The organism is Dactylosporangium sp. NPDC000555 (genome assembly GCF_040300025.1).
Taxonomy (GTDB): domain Bacteria; phylum Actinomycetota; class Actinomycetes; order Mycobacteriales; family Micromonosporaceae; genus Dactylosporangium.
This window is the reverse complement of the sequence record NZ_JBEPDB010000129.1, coordinates 1-16,612: the sequence shown is the minus strand read 5'-3', so window position 1 is coordinate 16,612 and position 16,612 is coordinate 1. Positions and strand designations below refer to the sequence as shown.

At 69.5% G+C, this 16,612-nt stretch carries 16 protein-coding genes and 1 pseudogene; 8 read left to right on the top strand and 9 right to left on the bottom strand.

Going from position 1 to position 16,612, the window contains the following annotated elements:
- Nucleotides 1-243: 243 nt before the first annotated feature.
- Nucleotides 244-918 carry a GntR family transcriptional regulator gene (locus ABT297_RS40595; protein WP_350558659.1) on the bottom strand — a complete coding sequence of 225 codons (675 nt, stop codon included), beginning with the start codon at nucleotides 916-918 and terminating at the stop codon, nucleotides 244-246.
- Between the two features lie 455 nt (nucleotides 919-1,373).
- On the opposite strand from ABT297_RS40595, the gene ABT297_RS40590 reads away from it, so the two are divergent.
- From ABT297_RS40590 to ABT297_RS40570, 5 genes are read left to right on the top strand one after another with little or no spacing between them, the layout of a single operon-like run.
- On the top strand, nucleotides 1,374-2,297 hold the full coding sequence (locus ABT297_RS40590) for a TauD/TfdA dioxygenase family protein (RefSeq protein WP_350558655.1): 924 nt from the start codon (nucleotides 1,374-1,376) through the stop codon (nucleotides 2,295-2,297).
- Between the two features lie 47 nt (nucleotides 2,298-2,344).
- Complete coding sequence (locus ABT297_RS40585; RefSeq protein ID WP_350558652.1) at nucleotides 2,345-3,418, top strand: ABC transporter substrate-binding protein; 1,074 nt, start codon at nucleotides 2,345-2,347, stop codon at nucleotides 3,416-3,418.
- On the top strand, nucleotides 3,415-4,242 hold the full coding sequence (locus tag ABT297_RS40580) for an ABC transporter ATP-binding protein (protein ID WP_350558649.1): 828 nt from the start codon (nucleotides 3,415-3,417) through the stop codon (nucleotides 4,240-4,242). Before ABT297_RS40585 ends, ABT297_RS40580 begins: the two co-directional genes overlap by 4 nt.
- Entirely contained in the window at nucleotides 4,235-5,098 is an 864-nt protein-coding gene (locus ABT297_RS40575) for an ABC transporter permease (protein WP_350558646.1), read from the top strand. The genes ABT297_RS40580 and ABT297_RS40575 overlap by 8 nt, the downstream gene beginning before the upstream one ends.
- 26 nt (nucleotides 5,099-5,124) lie before the next feature.
- A complete protein-coding gene (locus tag ABT297_RS40570) occupies nucleotides 5,125-6,462 on the top strand; it encodes an LLM class flavin-dependent oxidoreductase (RefSeq protein WP_350558643.1) in 1,338 nt (445 codons plus the stop codon).
- A 9-nt stretch (nucleotides 6,463-6,471) separates the two neighbouring features.
- Here ABT297_RS40570 and ABT297_RS40565 read toward each other — a convergent pair whose 3' ends face one another.
- Nucleotides 6,472-7,677 carry an ROK family protein gene (locus tag ABT297_RS40565; RefSeq protein WP_350558640.1) on the bottom strand — a complete coding sequence of 402 codons (1,206 nt, stop codon included), beginning with the start codon at nucleotides 7,675-7,677 and terminating at the stop codon, nucleotides 6,472-6,474.
- An 85-nt stretch (nucleotides 7,678-7,762) separates the two neighbouring features.
- Nucleotides 7,763-8,242: a MarR family winged helix-turn-helix transcriptional regulator gene (locus tag ABT297_RS40560; protein WP_350558637.1), complete on the bottom strand. Its 480-nt coding sequence runs from the start codon at nucleotides 8,240-8,242 to the stop codon at nucleotides 7,763-7,765.
- A gap of 114 nt (nucleotides 8,243-8,356) precedes the next feature.
- Here ABT297_RS40560 and ABT297_RS40555 point away from each other — a divergent pair, with 114 nt between their 5' ends.
- Together ABT297_RS40555 and ABT297_RS40550 are read left to right on the top strand one after the other, a co-directional pair.
- Nucleotides 8,357-9,439 carry an epoxide hydrolase family protein gene (locus tag ABT297_RS40555; protein WP_350558634.1) on the top strand — a complete coding sequence of 361 codons (1,083 nt, stop codon included), beginning with the start codon at nucleotides 8,357-8,359 and terminating at the stop codon, nucleotides 9,437-9,439.
- Between the two features lie 116 nt (nucleotides 9,440-9,555).
- The gene (locus ABT297_RS40550; RefSeq protein ID WP_350558631.1) at nucleotides 9,556-10,968 is read left to right on the top strand and encodes a DUF2252 domain-containing protein; all 1,413 of its coding nucleotides are present in this window, start codon (nucleotides 9,556-9,558) and stop codon (nucleotides 10,966-10,968) included.
- Nucleotide 10,969: 1 nt separating this feature from the next.
- Here the strand turns inward: ABT297_RS40550 and ABT297_RS40545 are convergent, their stop codons facing one another.
- The gene (locus tag ABT297_RS40545) at nucleotides 10,970-11,275 is read right to left on the bottom strand and encodes a winged helix-turn-helix transcriptional regulator (protein WP_350558628.1); all 306 of its coding nucleotides are present in this window, start codon (nucleotides 11,273-11,275) and stop codon (nucleotides 10,970-10,972) included.
- Nucleotides 11,276-11,450: 175 nt separating this feature from the next.
- Between ABT297_RS40545 and ABT297_RS40540 the strand changes: the two genes are divergently transcribed.
- On the top strand, nucleotides 11,451-12,248 hold the full coding sequence (locus tag ABT297_RS40540) for an SDR family NAD(P)-dependent oxidoreductase (RefSeq protein ID WP_350558625.1): 798 nt from the start codon (nucleotides 11,451-11,453) through the stop codon (nucleotides 12,246-12,248).
- A gap of 195 nt (nucleotides 12,249-12,443) precedes the next feature.
- Here the strand turns inward: ABT297_RS40540 and ABT297_RS40535 are convergent, their stop codons facing one another.
- The 5 genes and pseudogenes from ABT297_RS40535 to ABT297_RS40515 form a co-directional block, all read right to left on the bottom strand.
- Nucleotides 12,444-12,776 carry a cupin domain-containing protein gene (locus ABT297_RS40535; protein ID WP_350558617.1) on the bottom strand — a complete coding sequence of 111 codons (333 nt, stop codon included), beginning with the start codon at nucleotides 12,774-12,776 and terminating at the stop codon, nucleotides 12,444-12,446.
- Nucleotides 12,777-12,948: 172 nt separating this feature from the next.
- A complete protein-coding gene (locus ABT297_RS40530; protein ID WP_350558614.1) occupies nucleotides 12,949-13,854 on the bottom strand; it encodes a carbohydrate ABC transporter permease in 906 nt (301 codons plus the stop codon).
- Nucleotides 13,851-14,747 (bottom strand): carbohydrate ABC transporter permease, encoded by an 897-nt coding sequence (locus ABT297_RS40525; protein ID WP_350558611.1) that lies wholly within the window; start codon nucleotides 14,745-14,747, stop codon nucleotides 13,851-13,853. The genes ABT297_RS40530 and ABT297_RS40525 overlap by 4 nt, the downstream gene beginning before the upstream one ends.
- 223 nt (nucleotides 14,748-14,970) lie before the next feature.
- Nucleotides 14,971-16,287 (bottom strand): ABC transporter substrate-binding protein, encoded by a 1,317-nt coding sequence (locus ABT297_RS40520; RefSeq protein ID WP_350558608.1) that lies wholly within the window; start codon nucleotides 16,285-16,287, stop codon nucleotides 14,971-14,973.
- Nucleotides 16,288-16,392: 105 nt separating this feature from the next.
- Nucleotides 16,393-16,612 (bottom strand): annotated as a pseudogene (locus tag ABT297_RS40515) (aldo/keto reductase); the annotation flags it as partial.

The following is a 16,612-nucleotide window of genomic DNA, read 5'->3' as shown; positions in this document are numbered from 1 at the left end:
GCCCGGCGCGCGCCCGCGCCGGGGGGGCCTGCACACCCGAGGAGTGGTCGGCGGCCGCCGACCGGCAGGTCACGCGGCCGGGTCACCCGCCGGCCCTTGGACCGGCGGGCCCGCGTCGTATCAGGTCCACAGTGGAACGTCAGCCGATCTGTCACGGCAGGCGTGACGGCGCATGGCAACGCCGCGCCGCGATGGCCTGAGTGTTGCGATCTCGAGTGAGCTCGGCAGGCCGCCGTGACGCGGTTACCCGGCCCGCTTGCCCACCAGTTCGTGGGCGCCGAACAACTCCTCGACCGCGTCGAGATGAGCCTGCATGTGTCGCGTCGCCGCCGCGGAATCCCGCCGGGCCAACGCTTCGGCGATGTCCACGTGCTGGCGAGCGGTGGACAGCACACCGGACTCCGGCGGGACATCGATGTATCGCAGGGCCCGCATCAGCGTTGCCGCGTCCTCGATCAATCGGGCGATCCGCTTGTTGCCCGACGCCTCGGCGACAGCGGCGTGGAACTCCCCGTCTATGCGGAGATAGCCATCAAACGCCCCCTTGGCCGCCTGCTCCAGGGACTGCTCGGCGAGACGGCGGATGGCCTCGAGTGCGGCATCGGAGGCTCGGTCTGCGGCAACTCCGGCCGCGAAGCCCTCCAACGCACGCCGGGTCTCGAAGGCATCCCGCAGGACCTGCGGTGACGCCGTGATCACACGGTTGCCCTTGAGCCCATCCGGCTCGATCAGTCCGATCTCCCGCAGCCGCAGCAGTGCCTCACGCACCGGCGTCTTGCTCACCTTCAGCTGCTCAGCCACGCCCGCCTCGGTCAGCCGTGAACCCGCGGACAGCGCCCGGGTCACGATCGCATGGTGCAGTTGCGCGTAGACCTTGTCGGCGACCGTGTCGGTACGCTGAACGGGAGCCAGCCTCATATGGTACATCGTACACCATACACTTCGAGGCACCGTTGTGCCGACACCTCGTTCCCTGTTCGTCGCGGTGTTGTCCGATGTGGACCGCGCGGTTCTGGAACGACGTGTACGGGTTGCACCGCGTCGTTCACCCGCGGTGCGACCCGGCCACCCCGGGAGCCCAGGGGAATCGACTTAATTTAGTTCCGTGGAAAGTTGACACGCGTATCGGCGCACGGCGACGATCGATGCATGACCGGACCCGGGCGACTCTTCTCGCCCCGACACATCGCCTTCACGAGGCGACGCGTCATCGACAACATGTTGTCGGTGTCCATGCAGTGTCGTTGATCGACACTGCTTCTTCGGTGCGGTGATTTCCGGTCTCACCGCGCCATCTTCACAATCGTACGGCCGCATGACGGCCGCAACGATGTCTTTCGCGTGCCCGAACGCAGATCCGAGGAGAAATCGCGATGACAACAGGCAGCCTCACCGCACTTTCCGTCCGTAAGGTCACCGCCCGCATCGGGGCCGAAGTCCGCGGCGTGAACATCGCCGACGAGCTGGACGGGGAAACCGTCGCCGCGATCCGCGCCGCGCTGAACGAGCACAAGGCGCTCGTGTTCTCCGGCGTCGACCTCGACGACGCCGGCCAGGAGCGCTTCGCCCGCTACTTCGGCGAGCTCACCACCGCCCACCCGACGGTGCCGTCGGAGCCGGGCGCGCCGAATGTGCTGCCGGTCGACAGCGAGCGTGGCCGGGCGAACCACTGGCACACGGACGTCACCTTCGTGGTCAGCCCGCCGCAGGTCAGCACGCTGCGCAGCATCGTGCTGCCACCGTACGGCGGCGAGACACTGATCGCCAACGCAGCCGCGGCCTACCGGGACCTACCGGAGCCGCTGCGAGCGTTCGCCGAGACGCTGTGGGCGGTGCACACCAACGACTACGACTACGCGGTGCCGCCGGAGTCGCTGGACGAGCACGCGCGGGAGCGCCGGGCGCAGTTCACCTCCATCGGCTACGAGACGGTGCACCCCGTCGTGCGCGTACACCCGCTCACCGGCGAGCGGGGGCTGTTCATCGGCGGTTTCGCGAGCCGGATCGTCGGGCTTTCCAACACCGAGTCGCGCGACATTCTCCGGCTGTTGCAGTCGTATGTCACGCGGCCCGAGAACGTGTTGCGGTGGCGGTGGTCGCCGAATGAGCTCGTCATCTTCGACAACCGTATCACCCAGCATTACGCGATCGACAACTACGACGATCTTCCGCGCCGCCTGAATCGCGTCACGGTCGCCGGCGAAATCCCGGTCGGCGTGCACGGCAAGGCGAGCTACTCCATTTCCGGCGACGCTTCGCACTACACGCCGGCCGTCTCCGTCCCGGCCGTCGCGTGACGGCCAGAAACCCACAGGCCATGAATATGAGAACAGGGAACATGAGCATGCTCGTGCGTCTGCGAAACGAACGGGGCCGGTCCGCGGCCGGGGCGCTGGCGATCCTCGCCGTCGCGGCGGCCGCCCTGTCGGCGTGCGGCTCGGCGAAGGCCAGCGGCAGCGAGCCCGACGCTTCGGGCGTCACCACCCTGCGGTACCAGGGCTGGACCAACCAGGTCACGCTGCCGGAGGTGGCCGAGCACCTCGGCTACTTCGACGGCAAGGTCAAGCTCAAGTGGGTCGGCAACACGATCAGCGGGCCCCAGGACATCCAGTCCGCGGCCACCGGCGAGACCGAGTTCGGGGGTGCTTTCGGCGGCGCCGTGGAGAAGCTCGTCAGCTCCGGCGCCGGCATCAAGGCGGTGATCAACTACTACGGCAGCGACAACAAGGAGTTCACCGGCTACTACGTGCTGGACGGCAGCCCGCTGAAGGACGCCAAGGACCTGGTCGGCAAGAAGGTCGGCGTGAACACCCTCGGCGGGCAGAACGAGGCGGACATCTTCAACGTGCTGCGCAAGGCCGGGCTGTCCCCGGCGGAGGCCAAGAAGGTCGAGCTGGTGACGCTGCCGCCGCCCAACGCCGAGGACGCGCTGCGCAAGGGCCAGATCGACGCCGTCTCGCTGTCCGGGCAGTTCCGGCAACGGGCCGAGGCCGCCGGCGGGCTGCGGCCGCTGTTCACGCAGGTGGACCTGTACGGACCGTTCAACGGCGGACAATACGTGTTCCGCAACGACTTCATCAAGAAGAACCCGGCGGCGGTACGCGCCTTCGTCGGCGGCGTCGGCAAGGCGATCGAGTGGGAGCGCGCGACGCCGCGCGACGAGGTCATCGCCACGTTCACGAAGATCGTCGAGGGGCGGGCCCGGTCCAACGAGACGACGGCGACGCTGAAGTACTGGCAGAGCGTCGGCGTGCCGTCCAACCACGGCTACATCGTCGACGGCGACTTCGCGCTGTGGCAGGACTGGCTGCTCACCACCGGGTCGGTGAAGCAGGCCCCGAAGTCGTCGGACCTCTACACCAACGAGTTCAATCCGAACGCCACCTCGCCCGCGCTGCCTTCCGGGGCGCCGAAGTGAGCACCGAGATCAGGATCAGGAACATCACCAAGACGTTCCCCGCCCGCAACTCGGGCGCGTTGACGGCCTTGGAGAACATCAGCCTCGACATCACCGCCGGTGAGTTCCTCGCGCTGGTCGGCCCGAGCGGGTGCGGCAAGTCCACGCTGCTGGACCTGATCGCCGGGCTGACCAGCCCGACCTCCGGTGAGCTGACCATCGGCGGGCGGCCCGTCACCGGCCCCGGCCTGGACCGCGGCGTGGTCTTCCAGCAGTACGCCCTGTTCCCGTGGCGGACCGCGCAGGCCAACGTCGAGTTCGGCCTCGAGGTCAAGGGTGTCCCCCGCCGGCGGCGGGCCGAGCGGGCCCGGGAGATGCTGGCGCTCGTCGGGCTGACCGCCTTCACCGACCGCTACCCGCACGAGCTCTCCGGCGGCATGCGCCAGCGGGTGGCCATCGCCCGCAGCCTGGCGTACGAGCCCGAGGTCCTGCTGATGGACGAGCCCTACGCGGCGCTGGACGCGCAGACGCGGGAGGCGCTGCAGGAGGACCTGCTGTCGATCTGGCGGCGCACCGGCACCACGGTGCTGTTCATCACGCACAGCATCGAAGAGGCGGTGTACCTGGGCCAGCGGGTGGCGGTGATGACCGCACGGCCGGGAAGGATCAAGCGCATCGTGGACATCGAGCTGCCGGACAGCGGCGGCGGAGACCCCCGCTCGACGCCGGAGTTCGTCCGCTACCGCCGCGAGATCTGGGAGCTGCTGCACGACGAGGTGCGCAAGGCCTTCGAGACGCAGGGTTCGGGCTACGTGGCGGGCAAGGCGGTGGCCGCCGGTGTCTGAGACCACGATCGCGGTCGTCGACCAGCCGCACGGCCTCGCGGGGACACCGGCGGGCGTCGTCCCCAACCTCCCGGCGCCGGGGCGCGCGCCGCTGCGGCGGGCGGGCCGGCTGCTCGGCTCCGGCGTGCGGCGGATCGTCGCCATCGCCGCCTTCCTCGCGCTGTGGCAGATCGCGCCGACGGTCGGCTGGGTCGACCGGGCTTTCCTGTCGCCGCTGAACGAGGTGCTGGTCACCTGGTGGGGACTCGCGGTCGACGGCGACCTGTGGACCAACATCTGGGCCAGCCTGCACCGCTCGCTGGCCGGCTTCGCGATCGCCATCTCGATCGCGGTGCCGCTGGGGCTGCTCATCGCCTGGTACCGCGCGGTGGCCGGGGTTCTCTCGCCGCTGCTGGCCATCTTCCTCAACACGGCGGCGGTGGCCCTGCTGCCCGTCTTCACCCTGATCCTCGGCATCGGCGACACGTCGAAGATCGCGATCATCGCCTACGCCTGCTTCTGGCCGGTGCTGTACAACACGATCAGCGGCGCCCGCGACGTCGACCCGCTGCTGATCAAGTCGGCCCGCTCGCTCGGGCTGCCGCACATCAAGCTCTTCACCAAGGTGATCGTCCCGGCGGCGCTGCCGACGATCTTCACCGGCATCCGGCTCGCCGGCGCGGGCTCCATGCTCGTACTGATCACCACCGAGTACGTGGGTGCGAAGGCCGGCCTCGGCTACATGATCATTTCCGCGCAGTTCAACTTCCAGATCCCCGAGATGTACGCCGGCATCCTCACCGTGTCGATCATCGGCGTCGCGTTCAACTACCTGTTGCTGTTCATCGAGTCGAAGGTACTGAGGTGGCGAGCATGACTGGTCCGGAGCGAAGCGGAGGGCGCATGACCACGAGGCAACTGCATCTCAACGCGTTCCTGATGAGCTCGGGGCATCACGAGGCGGCGTGGCGGCTGCCCGAGAGCGACCCCTACGCCGACGTCGACGTGCGGCACTGGATCCGCCTGGCCCAGATCGCCGAGCGTGGCAAGCTCGACTCGCTGTTCCTGGCCGACGGCCCCGCGCTGTGGCGGGGCATCGAGTTCCGCCCGGCCGGCCAGCTGGAGCCCACGATCCTGCTGACGATCCTCGCGGCCGCGACGAGCCGGATCGGGCTGATCGCCACCGCCTCGACGACGTACAACGAGCCGTACAACCTGGCCCGCCGCTTCGCCTCCCTGGACCACGTCAGCGGCGGCCGGGCGGGCTGGAACATCGTCACCACGGCCGGGCGGGACGCCGCGCGCAACTTCGGCCTCGGCGACCGCCCGGACCACCTCGACCGGTACCGCCGGGCGACCGAGTTCGTGGAGGTCTCCCGCAAGCTGTGGGACTCCTGGGACGAGGACGCCCGGCTGGCCGACAAGGCCCGCGGCCGCTACATCGACCCGGCCAAGGTGCACGCCATCGGCCACCGCGGCGACTACTACAAGGTCGAGGGCGCGCTGAACGTGCCGCGCCCGCCGCAGGGCCACCCGCTGCTCGTGCAGGCCGGCTCCTCGCACGACGGCAAGGACTTCGCCGCCCGCTACGCCGACGCTGTCTTCACCGCGCAGCAGACGATCGCCGACGCCCAGCAGTTCTACGCGGATCTGAAGGCGCGGGCGGCCGCATTGGGCCGGGATCCGGCCGCGGTCAAGATCCTGCCGGGCATCGTGCCGATCCTCGGCTCGACCGAGGCGGAGGCGCAACGCAAGGCCCAGGAGCTCGAGGACCTGATCGTGCCGGAGTTCGGGCTCGGGCAGCTCTCGGAGATTCTGGAGGTGCCGGTCGCCCGGCTGGTCCTGGACGAGCAGCTGCCGGACGACATCCCGGACAGCGCCTCGATCGAGGGCGCGCAGAGCCGGTCGAGCCTGATCGTGAACCTGGCGCGGCGCGAGCGACTGACCGTGCGCCAGCTCATCGGACGGCTGGGCGGCGGCCGCGGTCACTGGACGTTCATCGGTACCCCGGAGCAGACCGCCGACGTGCTGCAGGAATGGTTCGACAACGGCGCGGCCGACGGCTTCAACGTGATGGGCGCGGCCCTGCCGTCGGGGCTGGAGGACTTCGTCGACCAGGTCGTGCCGATCCTGCGCGAGCGTGGCCTGTTCCGCACCGAGTACGAGGGCACCACGCTGCGCGAGCACTACGGGCTGGCCCGCCCGGCGAGCCGGTACGAGGCCTCGGCCCGCACCGCCTGAGCCGTCAGCTCAGGACGCCTCCGCGAAAGCCATCACGGTGAACGGATCGGTGTAGAGGGCGTCGAGCATGACCGCGCCGCCGGCCATCGCCAGCGGCGCGTGCATGAAGCTCGACATCAGCACGGTCCGGTCGGGGTCGGTGACCGTCGCGCTGTGCCTGGCGACCTGCTCGCGCAGCGTAGCCAGGCAGTCGGGCAGCCGGGCCAGACCGGGCTCGACCAGGAGTACCAACTCCGGATTCAACAGGTCCGCGATCGGCGCGATGGCCCGTCCGACGATCTCGGCCCGCCAGCGGAAGATCTCGCGGGCGGCCGGGTCGCCCGCGGCCGCGACGTCGACGAGCTCGAAGACCGACCGCTCGGCGATCAGCCCCGCCCGGTGCGCGCGGCGCACCAGGCGGCGTTCCGACACCGTCGCCTGCAGGCAACCGACGCGGCCGCACGAGCACGGCTCGTTGCTGCCGGCGACGGGCAGGTGCGCGATGCTGCCGGCCTGGAAGCGAGGCCCGTGGTGGACCTGCTCGCCGAGGGCGAAGGCGGCGTCGACGACGTTGCCGATGAAGACCGCGAGCACGCTCTCCCGCGATCGGGGATGGCCGAACAGCTGCTCGGCGCGCACCAGCGCCCGGGAGTGCGAGTCGACCAGCGCCGGCACCCCGAACCGGCGGGCGAAGATCGCGCCGACCGGCACCTGGCGCCAGCCGAGCATCGGGTGCTCGACGACCGTGCCGTGGTCGCGGTCGACCCAGCCGCCGGTCGCGATCCCGATGCCCAGCAGCCGGTCGCCGTGCGGATGCTCGTACAGCAGGCGCGCCAGCGCGTCGGCGCTGCGCTCGATGATACGGTCCGCGCCGGCGTCACCGTGCGGGATCATGCGCTCGACCAGCACGCGCCCGCGGATGTCGAGCAGCGCGACGGTGGCGTGCGGGATGGCGTAGTGGATGCCGGCGACGATGCCCACCGAGGTGTCCAGGTCGACCGGCAGGAACGGCCGCCCCATCCCGTTCGTGGCCGTGGCCTCGGGCAGTTCGGTCAGCAGGCCGAGCGACAGCAACTCGGCGGTGTGGCCGGTCACCGACGCCGGCGACAGGCCCGTGAGCCGCGCCATCGTGCTGCGGGGCAGCGGTCCGTGCTCCAGGACAACGCGCAGGAGCGATCCGACGCTGACCGCGCGGCGCCGCTGCGGGCGTGATGAGGCTCGCGACGGTACGAACATGGAGCATATCCTACTTCACCGATAGAATTCATATGTTAAATCGGCGTCGTGAAATTCTTCGAGGAATGCTTGGGCGCGTTCCCGGTCAGCGCCACGGCTCGTCGGCGGTGCCGGCTCGCCTGTTGTGGTGGTCCAACAGCCTGGACAGCAGCTCGGTCAGCCGCTGTCGCTCCTCGGGTGACAGCGGAGCCAGCAGCTCGTCCTGGGTTTCGGCCAGCCGCTTCTCCAGTCGCCGCAGCTGCCGCTTGCCCGCGGCGGTCAGCGAGATGATGTTGCGCCGCCGATCGGCGGGGTCCGTGGCGCGCTCGACCAGTTTGCGATCGGCGAGTTCGTTGATCGCCGCGACCATGTCACTGAGGTGAATGCCGCTACGGCGGCCCAGATCGGCCTGGCTGGCCGGGCCGAACTCCTCCAGCGTCGCCAGCAGGCGATAGTGGTAGCCGCGGGCCTGGACGGACAAGAACCCGTCGCCCACCAGGCGGTGCGCGTGGCTGGCGGCCTGGGTGAGCAGCCAGCTGGGCAGGCTCCCCCACCTGGCGGGCGTCTCCTCGGATGGGTTCCTCATGTGACAAGTCTAACGAATCGTTCGGCGCACTAACGATAGCGGTATCGTTTGGCGAGTTAACGTTAGTCGGCCGAACATTTGTGCGCCGAATGAACCGCTCCGGGAGTCATGACCATGATCAAGTCGTTCCGCATCGACATCCCTCAGGCCGACCTCGACGACCTGACCGACCGACTCGCCCGCACCCGCTGGCCCAACGAGGTCGCCGGCGCCGGATGGGACTACGGATTCCCGCTGGCGCGGCTCAAGGAACTGGCCGAATACTGGCGCACCGGCTACGACTGGCGCGAGCACGAGGCAAAGCTCAACGAGCTTCCGCACTTCACCACCGAGATCGACGGCCAGAACATCCACTTCGTCCACGTCCGGTCATCCAAACCGGACGCGCTCGCGCTGATCCTCACCCACGGCTGGCCCGGTTCGTTCCTGGAGTTCCTCGACGTGATCGAGCCGTTGTCGCGCGACTTCCACCTGGTGGTTCCGTCCATCCCGGGGTACGGCTTCTCCGGGCCGACCCACGAGCGCGGCTGGGACATCGTCCGGGTCGCACAAGCCTGGGCCGAGCTCATGCGCCGTCTCGGATACGAGCGCTACGGCGCGCAGGGTGGCGACTTCGGCTCGGGCATCTCGATGACGCTCGGTGCGGTGGCACCCGAGCAGGTCGTCGGGGTGCACGTCAACTACCTGCCGACCCGGCCGGCCCCGGACGCCGGCATCGCACTGTCCGAAACGGACGAAGCCCGGCTGGACAAGGTCAGGCACCTGATGGCGAATCGCCCGCCGTACCAGTCTCTGCAGGCCACCACTCCGCAGACCATCGGCTACGCGCTGACGGACTCGCCGGTCGGCCAGCTGGCCTGGATCGCCGAGCGCTTCGCGCAGTGGACGGACCCACGCTCGCCGATCAGTGACGATCGGATGCTCACCGACATCTCGCTGTACTGGCTGACCGCCACCGCGGCCTCCTCGGCGCGGCTGCACCGCGAGACTCCTCGGCAGAGCGAGCCGTGCCCGGTGCCGGTCGGCGTGGCGGTGTTGCCGCACGACATCACGCAGTCGGTGCGGCCGCTGGCCGAGCGGCTGTACGACATCAGGCACTGGACGGAGTTCGAACGCGGCGGCCACTTCGCCGCGATGGAGGTGCCAGACCTGCTCGCCGAGGACATCCGGGACTTCTTCCTCACCCTCACCAAGTGATCCGAACGTCAGATGCCACTTGCCGGTGAAGGCCAGAATCATCCACTGATCGTGAGGGCGATACCTCCCATCTGGTCGAAACCATTGCGGAGGCATGCCTGAGTTGGGAGGGCGCGATGACCGGTGGTTCAGCGAACGGCGAACGGGCCGACCGGGCCGGGCGCGTCGGGCTGGGCAAGAAGGCGCGTACGGTGATGCCGCTGGAGTCGCACGGCGACCTCAGCACCGCGCCGTCGCGGGATCCGGTCGGCCTCCTGTTGCGACAGGCCGGGTCGAGGGTGGCCGAACTGGTTCCCATCCGGCACGGCCGCATGCTGGTCTCCCCGTTCAGCTACTTTCGCGGGGCCGCGCTGCCGATGGCGGCCGACCTGGCCTCGGCGCCGGTGTCCGGCCTGCGGGCACAGCTGTGCGGTGACGCGCACCTGCTGAACTTCGGCGCGTTCGCCTCGCCGGAGCGGCGGCTGGTCTTCGACCTGAACGACTTCGACGAGACCCTGCCCGGCCCGTTCGAATGGGACGTCAAACGCCTGGCCACCAGCTTCGTCGTCGCGGGACGAGACCTCGGACTCTCCGCCAGGACACAACGCGCGACCGCCGTGGTGGTCGCCGAACGCTACCGCACGGCGATGCGGGAGTTTGCCCGGCAGCCCATCATGGACGTCTGGTACGCGAGCGTCGACGTCCAGCGATACATCACACAACTCAGGTCCGTCATCAAGCCGAAGCGGTTGAAGGCAGCCGAGGCGCTCCTGAGCAAGGCGTACGCCCGCGACAGCATGCAGGCACTCGGCAAACTCACCACCATGGTCGACGGCCGGCGCAGAATCATCAGCAGGCCACCCACGACCGTGCCGATCGAAGAGCTCTTCGGGCAGGCTCAGACCGACGGAGTGTACGACCTGGTCCGCACGGTACTGGCCAAGTATCGGCACAGCGTGCAGCCGGACCGCCGGCATCTGCTCGATCAGTTCTCGGTGGACGGGGTCGCCCGGAAGGTGGTCGGCGTCGGCAGCGTCGGCACCCGGTCCTGGATCGCTCTGCTGACCGCCGTTGACGGCCAGGAGCCCCTGTTGCTGCAGGCCAAAGAAGCTCAGCCGTCCGTCCTGGCCGCCTACTGCGGGCGCAGTGGGCACAGCAACCAGGGCGAGCGCGTCGTCGCCGGGCAACGTCTGATGCAGGCCGCCAGCGACATCTTCCTCGGCTGGACACGCGTCGCCGAGCCGGACGACCACCGCGACCGCGACTTCTACATCCGGCAGCTGCGGGACTGGAAGTTCTCCGTACCGATCGAACGGATGCGTCCCGAGGGCATGACGCTCTACGCTCGGCTGTGCGGATGGACCCTGGCCAGGGCACACGCCCGCTCCGGTGACCGGATCGCCCTCGCCGCCTACCTCGGCGGCTCCGACAGGTTCGACCAGGCGATCGCCGACTTCGCCGAGGCGTACGCCGACCTCAACGAGAGCGACTTCGCCGCGTTCCAGGACGCCGCGAAACACGGCCGCGTCGACGCGGTCCACGACGCCTAGCTCAGGTGGGTCGCCGGCGTGCCGCGGCGATCTCGGCGTGATGGTCGACCGCCCAGCCGGCCAGCTCGGAAAGCGGCGCCAGCAGGCTGACGCCGAGCGGTGTCAGCCTGTACTCGACACCCGGCGGCGACGTCGGAAACACTTCCCGCTCGACCAGTCCGTCGCTCTCCAACGTGCGCAGCGTCCGGGTGAGCATCCGCTGGCTGATGCCCTCCACTGCCCGATGCAGCTCATTGAACCGGTACGGCTGCCGGCCGAGCAGGGTGATCAGCAACAGCGTCCACTTGTCGCTCACCAGCCGCAGCACGTCAGTGACCGGACAACGCTCGTACTCGCCGGCCGGAACCGGACTCGGCAACCGGTGGCCGCCCAGCGAGGCACGCACACCGGTGTTCGTTGTAGCCATGAAAGTGCCTTCTTTCGCCTCCGCGATCGTCTGCCCAAGATGAGTATGGCCAGCGGAGAACCATAGTGGAGGTGGCATGGGCGTCGTGGTGGTCAGTGGCGGCACCAACGGAATGGGACGGGCGTTCGCCCTCGGGCGGGCCGCACGCGGTGACCGGGTCCTGGTGCTCGGCCGCAACCGCGAACGCGGCCAGGCTCTGGCGAACGGCTCAATCGCCTTCCTTCCCGTCGATCTCTCCAGCGTGACCGAGACGCGGCAGGTCGTCGAGCACATCCTCGCCGAGTACCACGTCGTGGACGCGCTGACGCTGTTCGCCAATGCTGTGGCGCCGCGCCGGATCGTGACCGCCGAGGGTCTGGAGCGCACGTTCGCGCTCTACTACCTCAGTCGCTATCTGCTCAGCTTCGGCTTGCGTCCGGCTCTGGAGCGGGCCACCGCGCCGGTGATCGTGAACATCGCCGGCGTCGGCGTCACCAAGGGCGGGGTACGCTGGGCCGACCCGCAACTGGCGTCGGGCTACTCGGCCGTTGCCGCACAGCTGCAGGCGGGTCGGGCCAACGATCTGCTCGGGGTGGGCTTCGCCCAGCGGTCCGGCAGCCGCGCCCGTTACGTGCTCTACCATCCCGGCTTCACCAAGAGCGGCGACCGTAGCCAGCTCCCGCTGGTCGTCCGCGGGCTGCTGGCGGTGGCGTCGGTGGCCGCCCGCCCCGTCTCGGACGCGGTGGCCCCGATGCACCGGTTCGTGGACGCGCCGCCAACCGCGCCGCTGACCGCCGTTGACCGGAACAAGCGACTTCCGCCCAGCTTCCCCACGCTGGACCCGCAGAACGCCGAACGCTTGATGGACCTCACGGAAAAGCTGCTCAACCCGTAGAGCTGGCGGACACCGGTGACGAGGTCGATCCGCCGGTACCGTTGCAGGGAAAGGAACAGCGCGATGACCGGCAGCACCGACAGCAGGGCGCCGGTGCGAACGCGGATACGGCGTCAGGCCACGACCCGGTTCGTGGGGCCGAGCCGATACTCCCATCCTTCCCGCCAGCCGAAGTCGGCGGTGATCAGAACCGCGTCAGGAAGTCTTGGCGACTGTCAGCAGTGCGGCGGCGTCCTCGATGGCTTCCAAGCTGTGCCGGGCGGACGGCACGATGAGCAGATCCCCGCTTCTGCCCTCCCATGACGTCTCGCCGCTGTGCAGCCGCACGCGCCCGCGCAGCACCAGCAGCGTCGCCTCGCCGGGGTTTTCGTGCTCGGCCAGAGTCGCGCCGGCGCGCAGCGCGATGAGGGTCTGCCTCAGCGCGTGTTCGTGGCCGCCGTAGACGGTTTCGGCGCTACGGCCGGCGGAGGTGGCGGCCGAGCGTTCCAGGTGCTCGCGTACCCGGGCGTCAAGCGAGAGCTTCTGCATGGGGTGGGCTTCCGTTTCGGGTCGGTGGCGAACGCCGATGCGGCGCCGGCGGCGCCCGCTGGTGCGGGGCTCGGTGGGGTGGACGGCAACGCGGCTGCGGTCAGGATATAGGGCCGCCACCGGTACCGCAGGGCAATGCTCCGGTCCGGCGATACGGCGAGCGGGGCGGCCGTCATCGGACCGCCCCGGTGACGAGGTCGATCCGCCAGTACCGTTGCAGGGAAAGGAACAGCGCGATGACCGGCAGCACCGACAGCAGGGTGCCGGTGATGACCAGCGAGTAGAGCGAGGCCTCGGCCGCGCCGTGGCGCAGCATGCTGTAGAGGCCGACCGTGAGCGGGAACTTGTCGTCGTCGGCCACCATGACGAACGGCAGCAGGAAGTTGTTCCAGATGACGATGAACTGCAGCAGGAACACGGTGATCAGGCCGGGCACCATGAGCCGCAGGCCGACGGAGCGGAAGAGCCGGAACTCGCCGGCGCCGTCGAGGCGGCCGGCCTCCAGCAGCGAGTCGTCCACGGAGGCGGCGGCGTAGATGCGGCACAGGTAGATGCCGTACGGATTGAACAGCTGCGGCAGGATCACGCCCAGGTAGCTGTCGGTGAGGCCGGCGTGGGACAGCAGCAGGTACTGCGGGATCGCCAGCACGATCTGCGGCAGCAGCACGCCGGCGAGGATGACGTTGAACAGCGCGGCGCGCCCGGCGAACTCGTACTTCGCCAGCGCGTATCCGGTCGCCGCGGAGACCGCCGAGGCCAGGGCCCCGCCGACGAACGCATACAGGAAGCTGTTGAACATCCAGCGCCAGAAGATCCCGCCACGGTACGCCGAGAGCTCCCGCACGTTGCGCACCAGCCCGTCGTCGAGGCTCGGCAGGTACGTCGCGGTCGAGAAGAGTTGTGCGGGCGACTTGGTGGCGGCGATGAGGATCCACAGCGTCGGCACGATGCAGTAGACGGCGCCGAGGACGAGCGCCGCGGTGGGCAGCACGGCGACGCCGCGCCGGGTGCGGCCGCCGGGCTCGCGGTCCCTGGGCGCGGTGCGGGGCGGCGCGGCGGTGACCGTCGCGGCGCTCACCGGCCGGCCCCGGCGACGCGAGCCTGCACGATGCGGGCGGCGACGAACGACACGGCGAGCGCGGCGACGGCGAGGACGACGGAGGTGGCCGCGGCCGTGTGGATGTCGGAGTTGACGAATGCGTCGGTGTTCACCTTCATGAGCGGCACCCAGGTCGAGGAGATGGCGTTGGACAGGGGTTTGAGCGTGTTCGGCTCGTTGAACAGCTGGGCCGAGGCGAGCACGGTGAACAGGGTGCACATGGTGATGGCGGGCAGCACGAGCGGTACCTTGATGCGCAGCGCGATCTGCAGCTCGGAGCTGCCGTCCATGCGGGCCGCCTCGTAGATCTCCGGCGGCAGGGCGCGCAGGGCGGTGTAGATGACGACCATGTTGAAGCCGACCGCGCCCCAGACAACAATGTTGGCGACCGAGCCGAAGATTCCGGTGACGCCGAAGTAGTCGAGGTGGTCGCCGCCGATGGGGCTGGTGGCGGGCAGGTACATGAAGCCCCACAGCAGGGTGGCGATGACGCCGGGCACCGCGTAGGGCAGGAAGATGAGCAGCCGGGCGGCGCGGGTGAAGCGGGCCCTGGCGGTGTCGAGCAGCAGGGCGAACAGCAGCGCCAGCCCGATGGTGACCGGGATGGTGATGGCGCCGACCGCGAGCATGCGCAGGGCGCTGGACCACAGCTCCGCGTCGGCGAGGACCTGGCGGTAGTTGTCGAGGCCGGCGAAGACCACCTTGGAGCCGGCGCCGAGCAGCCCGCCGGCGACCTTGCGCCGTTGCAGGCTCAGCAGCACGGCGTAGGCGCCGGGGGCCAGGATGGACAGCACGAAGAGCAGGGTGGCCGGCAGGACCAGAACATAGGGCAGGGCGCTGCGCCGGCGCCGTCGGAGGGGTTGCGTCGTCATCTCGTACGCCTCTGTCGTCGGGTGATGGGCCGCCGGCGCACCGGCGGCCCGCCACGGGGCCAGCGCCTGTTTCATAACTGAGGCGGGGCTGCGGCGGGCCCAGATTCCGCCTGGCGGCGTCCCGCGCAAGCCCGGTTACAACACCGGTAGCCTGGCTCCCGCGGGCCACCACCAGACGAAATCTGGACTCCGCCTCGCGCCCACCCCAGTCATGAAACAGGCGCTAGCCGAGCGTGAAGCCGAGCTTCTTCATGTCGGCCGTGGTGCTGTCCTGGATGGTGTCGAGGGCGGCGCTGAAGGAGGTGCCGTTCTGCAGGGCCTGGCCGAAGGCATCGGTGTAGCCGCGGAAGGTGACCGTCACGTTGGGGCCCCAGATGGAGAAGCTGCGCGAGGACGGGGCGACGGACTTGACGACGGAGTAGTAGTCGGGCTGGTTGGGCAGGAAGGCGGGCGGCTTCTGCAGGATCGGCAGCGACCGGCCGGAGGTCGAGGCGGGGTACACGTTGATGTTCTCGACCTGGGCGGCGACGGCGGTGTCGTCGGAGTTGAGCCAGGAGACGAACTGCGCGGCCTGGGCCGGGTGGGCGGAGTCGGTGGTGACGGTCACCGCGGAGCCGCCCCAGATGCCGGTGGTCTTGTCGCCGGCGGTCCAGGCCGGCAGCGGCGCGGCCGCCCACTTGCCCTTGGTCTGCGGTGCGATACCGCCGAGCTGGGCGGGCGCCCAGGCGCCGGAGATCCAGGTGGCGATGCTGCCGTCGTTCATCTGCTTGTTCCACTGCGGCGAGAACGACGGGTTCTTCAGCACGAGGCCGTTCTTGACCAGGCCCTCCCAGTAGTCGGCGACCTTCTTCGACTCGGGCCCGTTGATGTGCACTTTCCAGGTGGTACCGCTGGCGCTCCACCAGTCGGCGCCGGCCTGCTGGACGAGGCCGGTGAACCAGCCGGGGTCGGCGGCGTCGAAGTTGGTCATGGCGACGTTCGGCGCCTTCTGGTGCAAGGCGGCGGCCTGCTGGGCGAACTGCTCCCAGGTGGTGGGGACCGTCAGTCCGTACTGCTGGAAGAGGTCGGCGCGGTAGAACAGCATCAGCGGGGCGACGTCCTGCGGGATGCCGTAGACCTTGCCCTCGAGCTTCGTGGCGCTGAGGGTGGCGGCGTCGAAGTTGGCGACCGCCTGCTTGGTGTATTCGGTGATGTCGCGCACGACGCCGTTGGAGACCAGGGCGGGCAGCGACTGGTACTCGACCTTGGCGATGTCGGGGCCGTTCTTGGCCTGGTGGGCGCTGATCATCTTGCTGACGAGCTGATCGCCGCCGGCCGGGTTGGACACGGTGACGTGGATGTCGGGGTGGGCGTCGTTCCACAGCGCGACGATCTTGTCCATGTTGGGATCCCAGTCCCAGAAGGTCAGCTCGACCTTGCCGCCGGCGCCGGTGGCGGCCGCGTCGGGGGTGTCCTTGCTGCTGGAGCAGCCGGCCATGAGGGCGAGACCTGCGGCGAGCAGGCCGGCCAGCAGTGGGCCGGAGCGGGTTCGGAATGGCATGTCGGTTCCTCACTCGGGGGTGTCGGGTGCGAAGCGAGAGCGACTTTTCCTACGACTTAAGGTAAGTCGTGAGCATCTGGCGGTCAATCGTGCGGTTCGGAATGATCAGGCGGCCGGCAGCGGCCGGTCGGCGCCGACGAGGTCCTCGTCGCGCAGGTCGGCCCAGAACGCGGCGGGGATCGGGTGCGCCGCCACGGCGAGATTGTGCTCGATCTCGGCGGCCGACTTGGCCCCGATGAGCACGGAGGCGGCCGCCGGGTGGGCGGCGGCGAACAGCAGGGCGGCGGCGATCAGCGGCACCCCGGGCCCCCGGCCGGCGTGCTCG

Bases quoted from the DNA above. Each gene is read 5' to 3' on its own strand.
- ABT297_RS40595 (WP_350558659.1), bottom strand. From the start codon at position 918: ATGAGGCTGGCTCCCGTTCAGCGTACCGACACGGTCGCCGACAAGGTC.
- ABT297_RS40590 (WP_350558655.1), top strand. From the start codon at position 1,374: ATGACAACAGGCAGCCTCACCGCACTTTCCGTCCGTAAGGTCACCGCC.
- ABT297_RS40585 (WP_350558652.1), top strand. From the start codon at position 2,345: ATGCTCGTGCGTCTGCGAAACGAACGGGGCCGGTCCGCGGCCGGGGCG.
- ABT297_RS40570 (WP_350558643.1), top strand. From the start codon at position 5,125: ATGACCACGAGGCAACTGCATCTCAACGCGTTCCTGATGAGCTCGGGG.
- ABT297_RS40565 (WP_350558640.1), bottom strand. From the start codon at position 7,677: ATGTTCGTACCGTCGCGAGCCTCATCACGCCCGCAGCGGCGCCGCGCG.
- ABT297_RS40560 (WP_350558637.1), bottom strand. From the start codon at position 8,242: ATGAGGAACCCATCCGAGGAGACGCCCGCCAGGTGGGGGAGCCTGCCC.
- ABT297_RS40555 (WP_350558634.1), top strand. From the start codon at position 8,357: ATGATCAAGTCGTTCCGCATCGACATCCCTCAGGCCGACCTCGACGAC.
- ABT297_RS40550 (WP_350558631.1), top strand. From the start codon at position 9,556: ATGACCGGTGGTTCAGCGAACGGCGAACGGGCCGACCGGGCCGGGCGC.
- ABT297_RS40540 (WP_350558625.1), top strand. From the start codon at position 11,451: ATGGGCGTCGTGGTGGTCAGTGGCGGCACCAACGGAATGGGACGGGCG.
- ABT297_RS40535 (WP_350558617.1), bottom strand. From the start codon at position 12,776: ATGCAGAAGCTCTCGCTTGACGCCCGGGTACGCGAGCACCTGGAACGC.
- ABT297_RS40525 (WP_350558611.1), bottom strand. From the start codon at position 14,747: ATGACGACGCAACCCCTCCGACGGCGCCGGCGCAGCGCCCTGCCCTAT.
- ABT297_RS40520 (WP_350558608.1), bottom strand. From the start codon at position 16,287: ATGCCATTCCGAACCCGCTCCGGCCCACTGCTGGCCGGCCTGCTCGCC.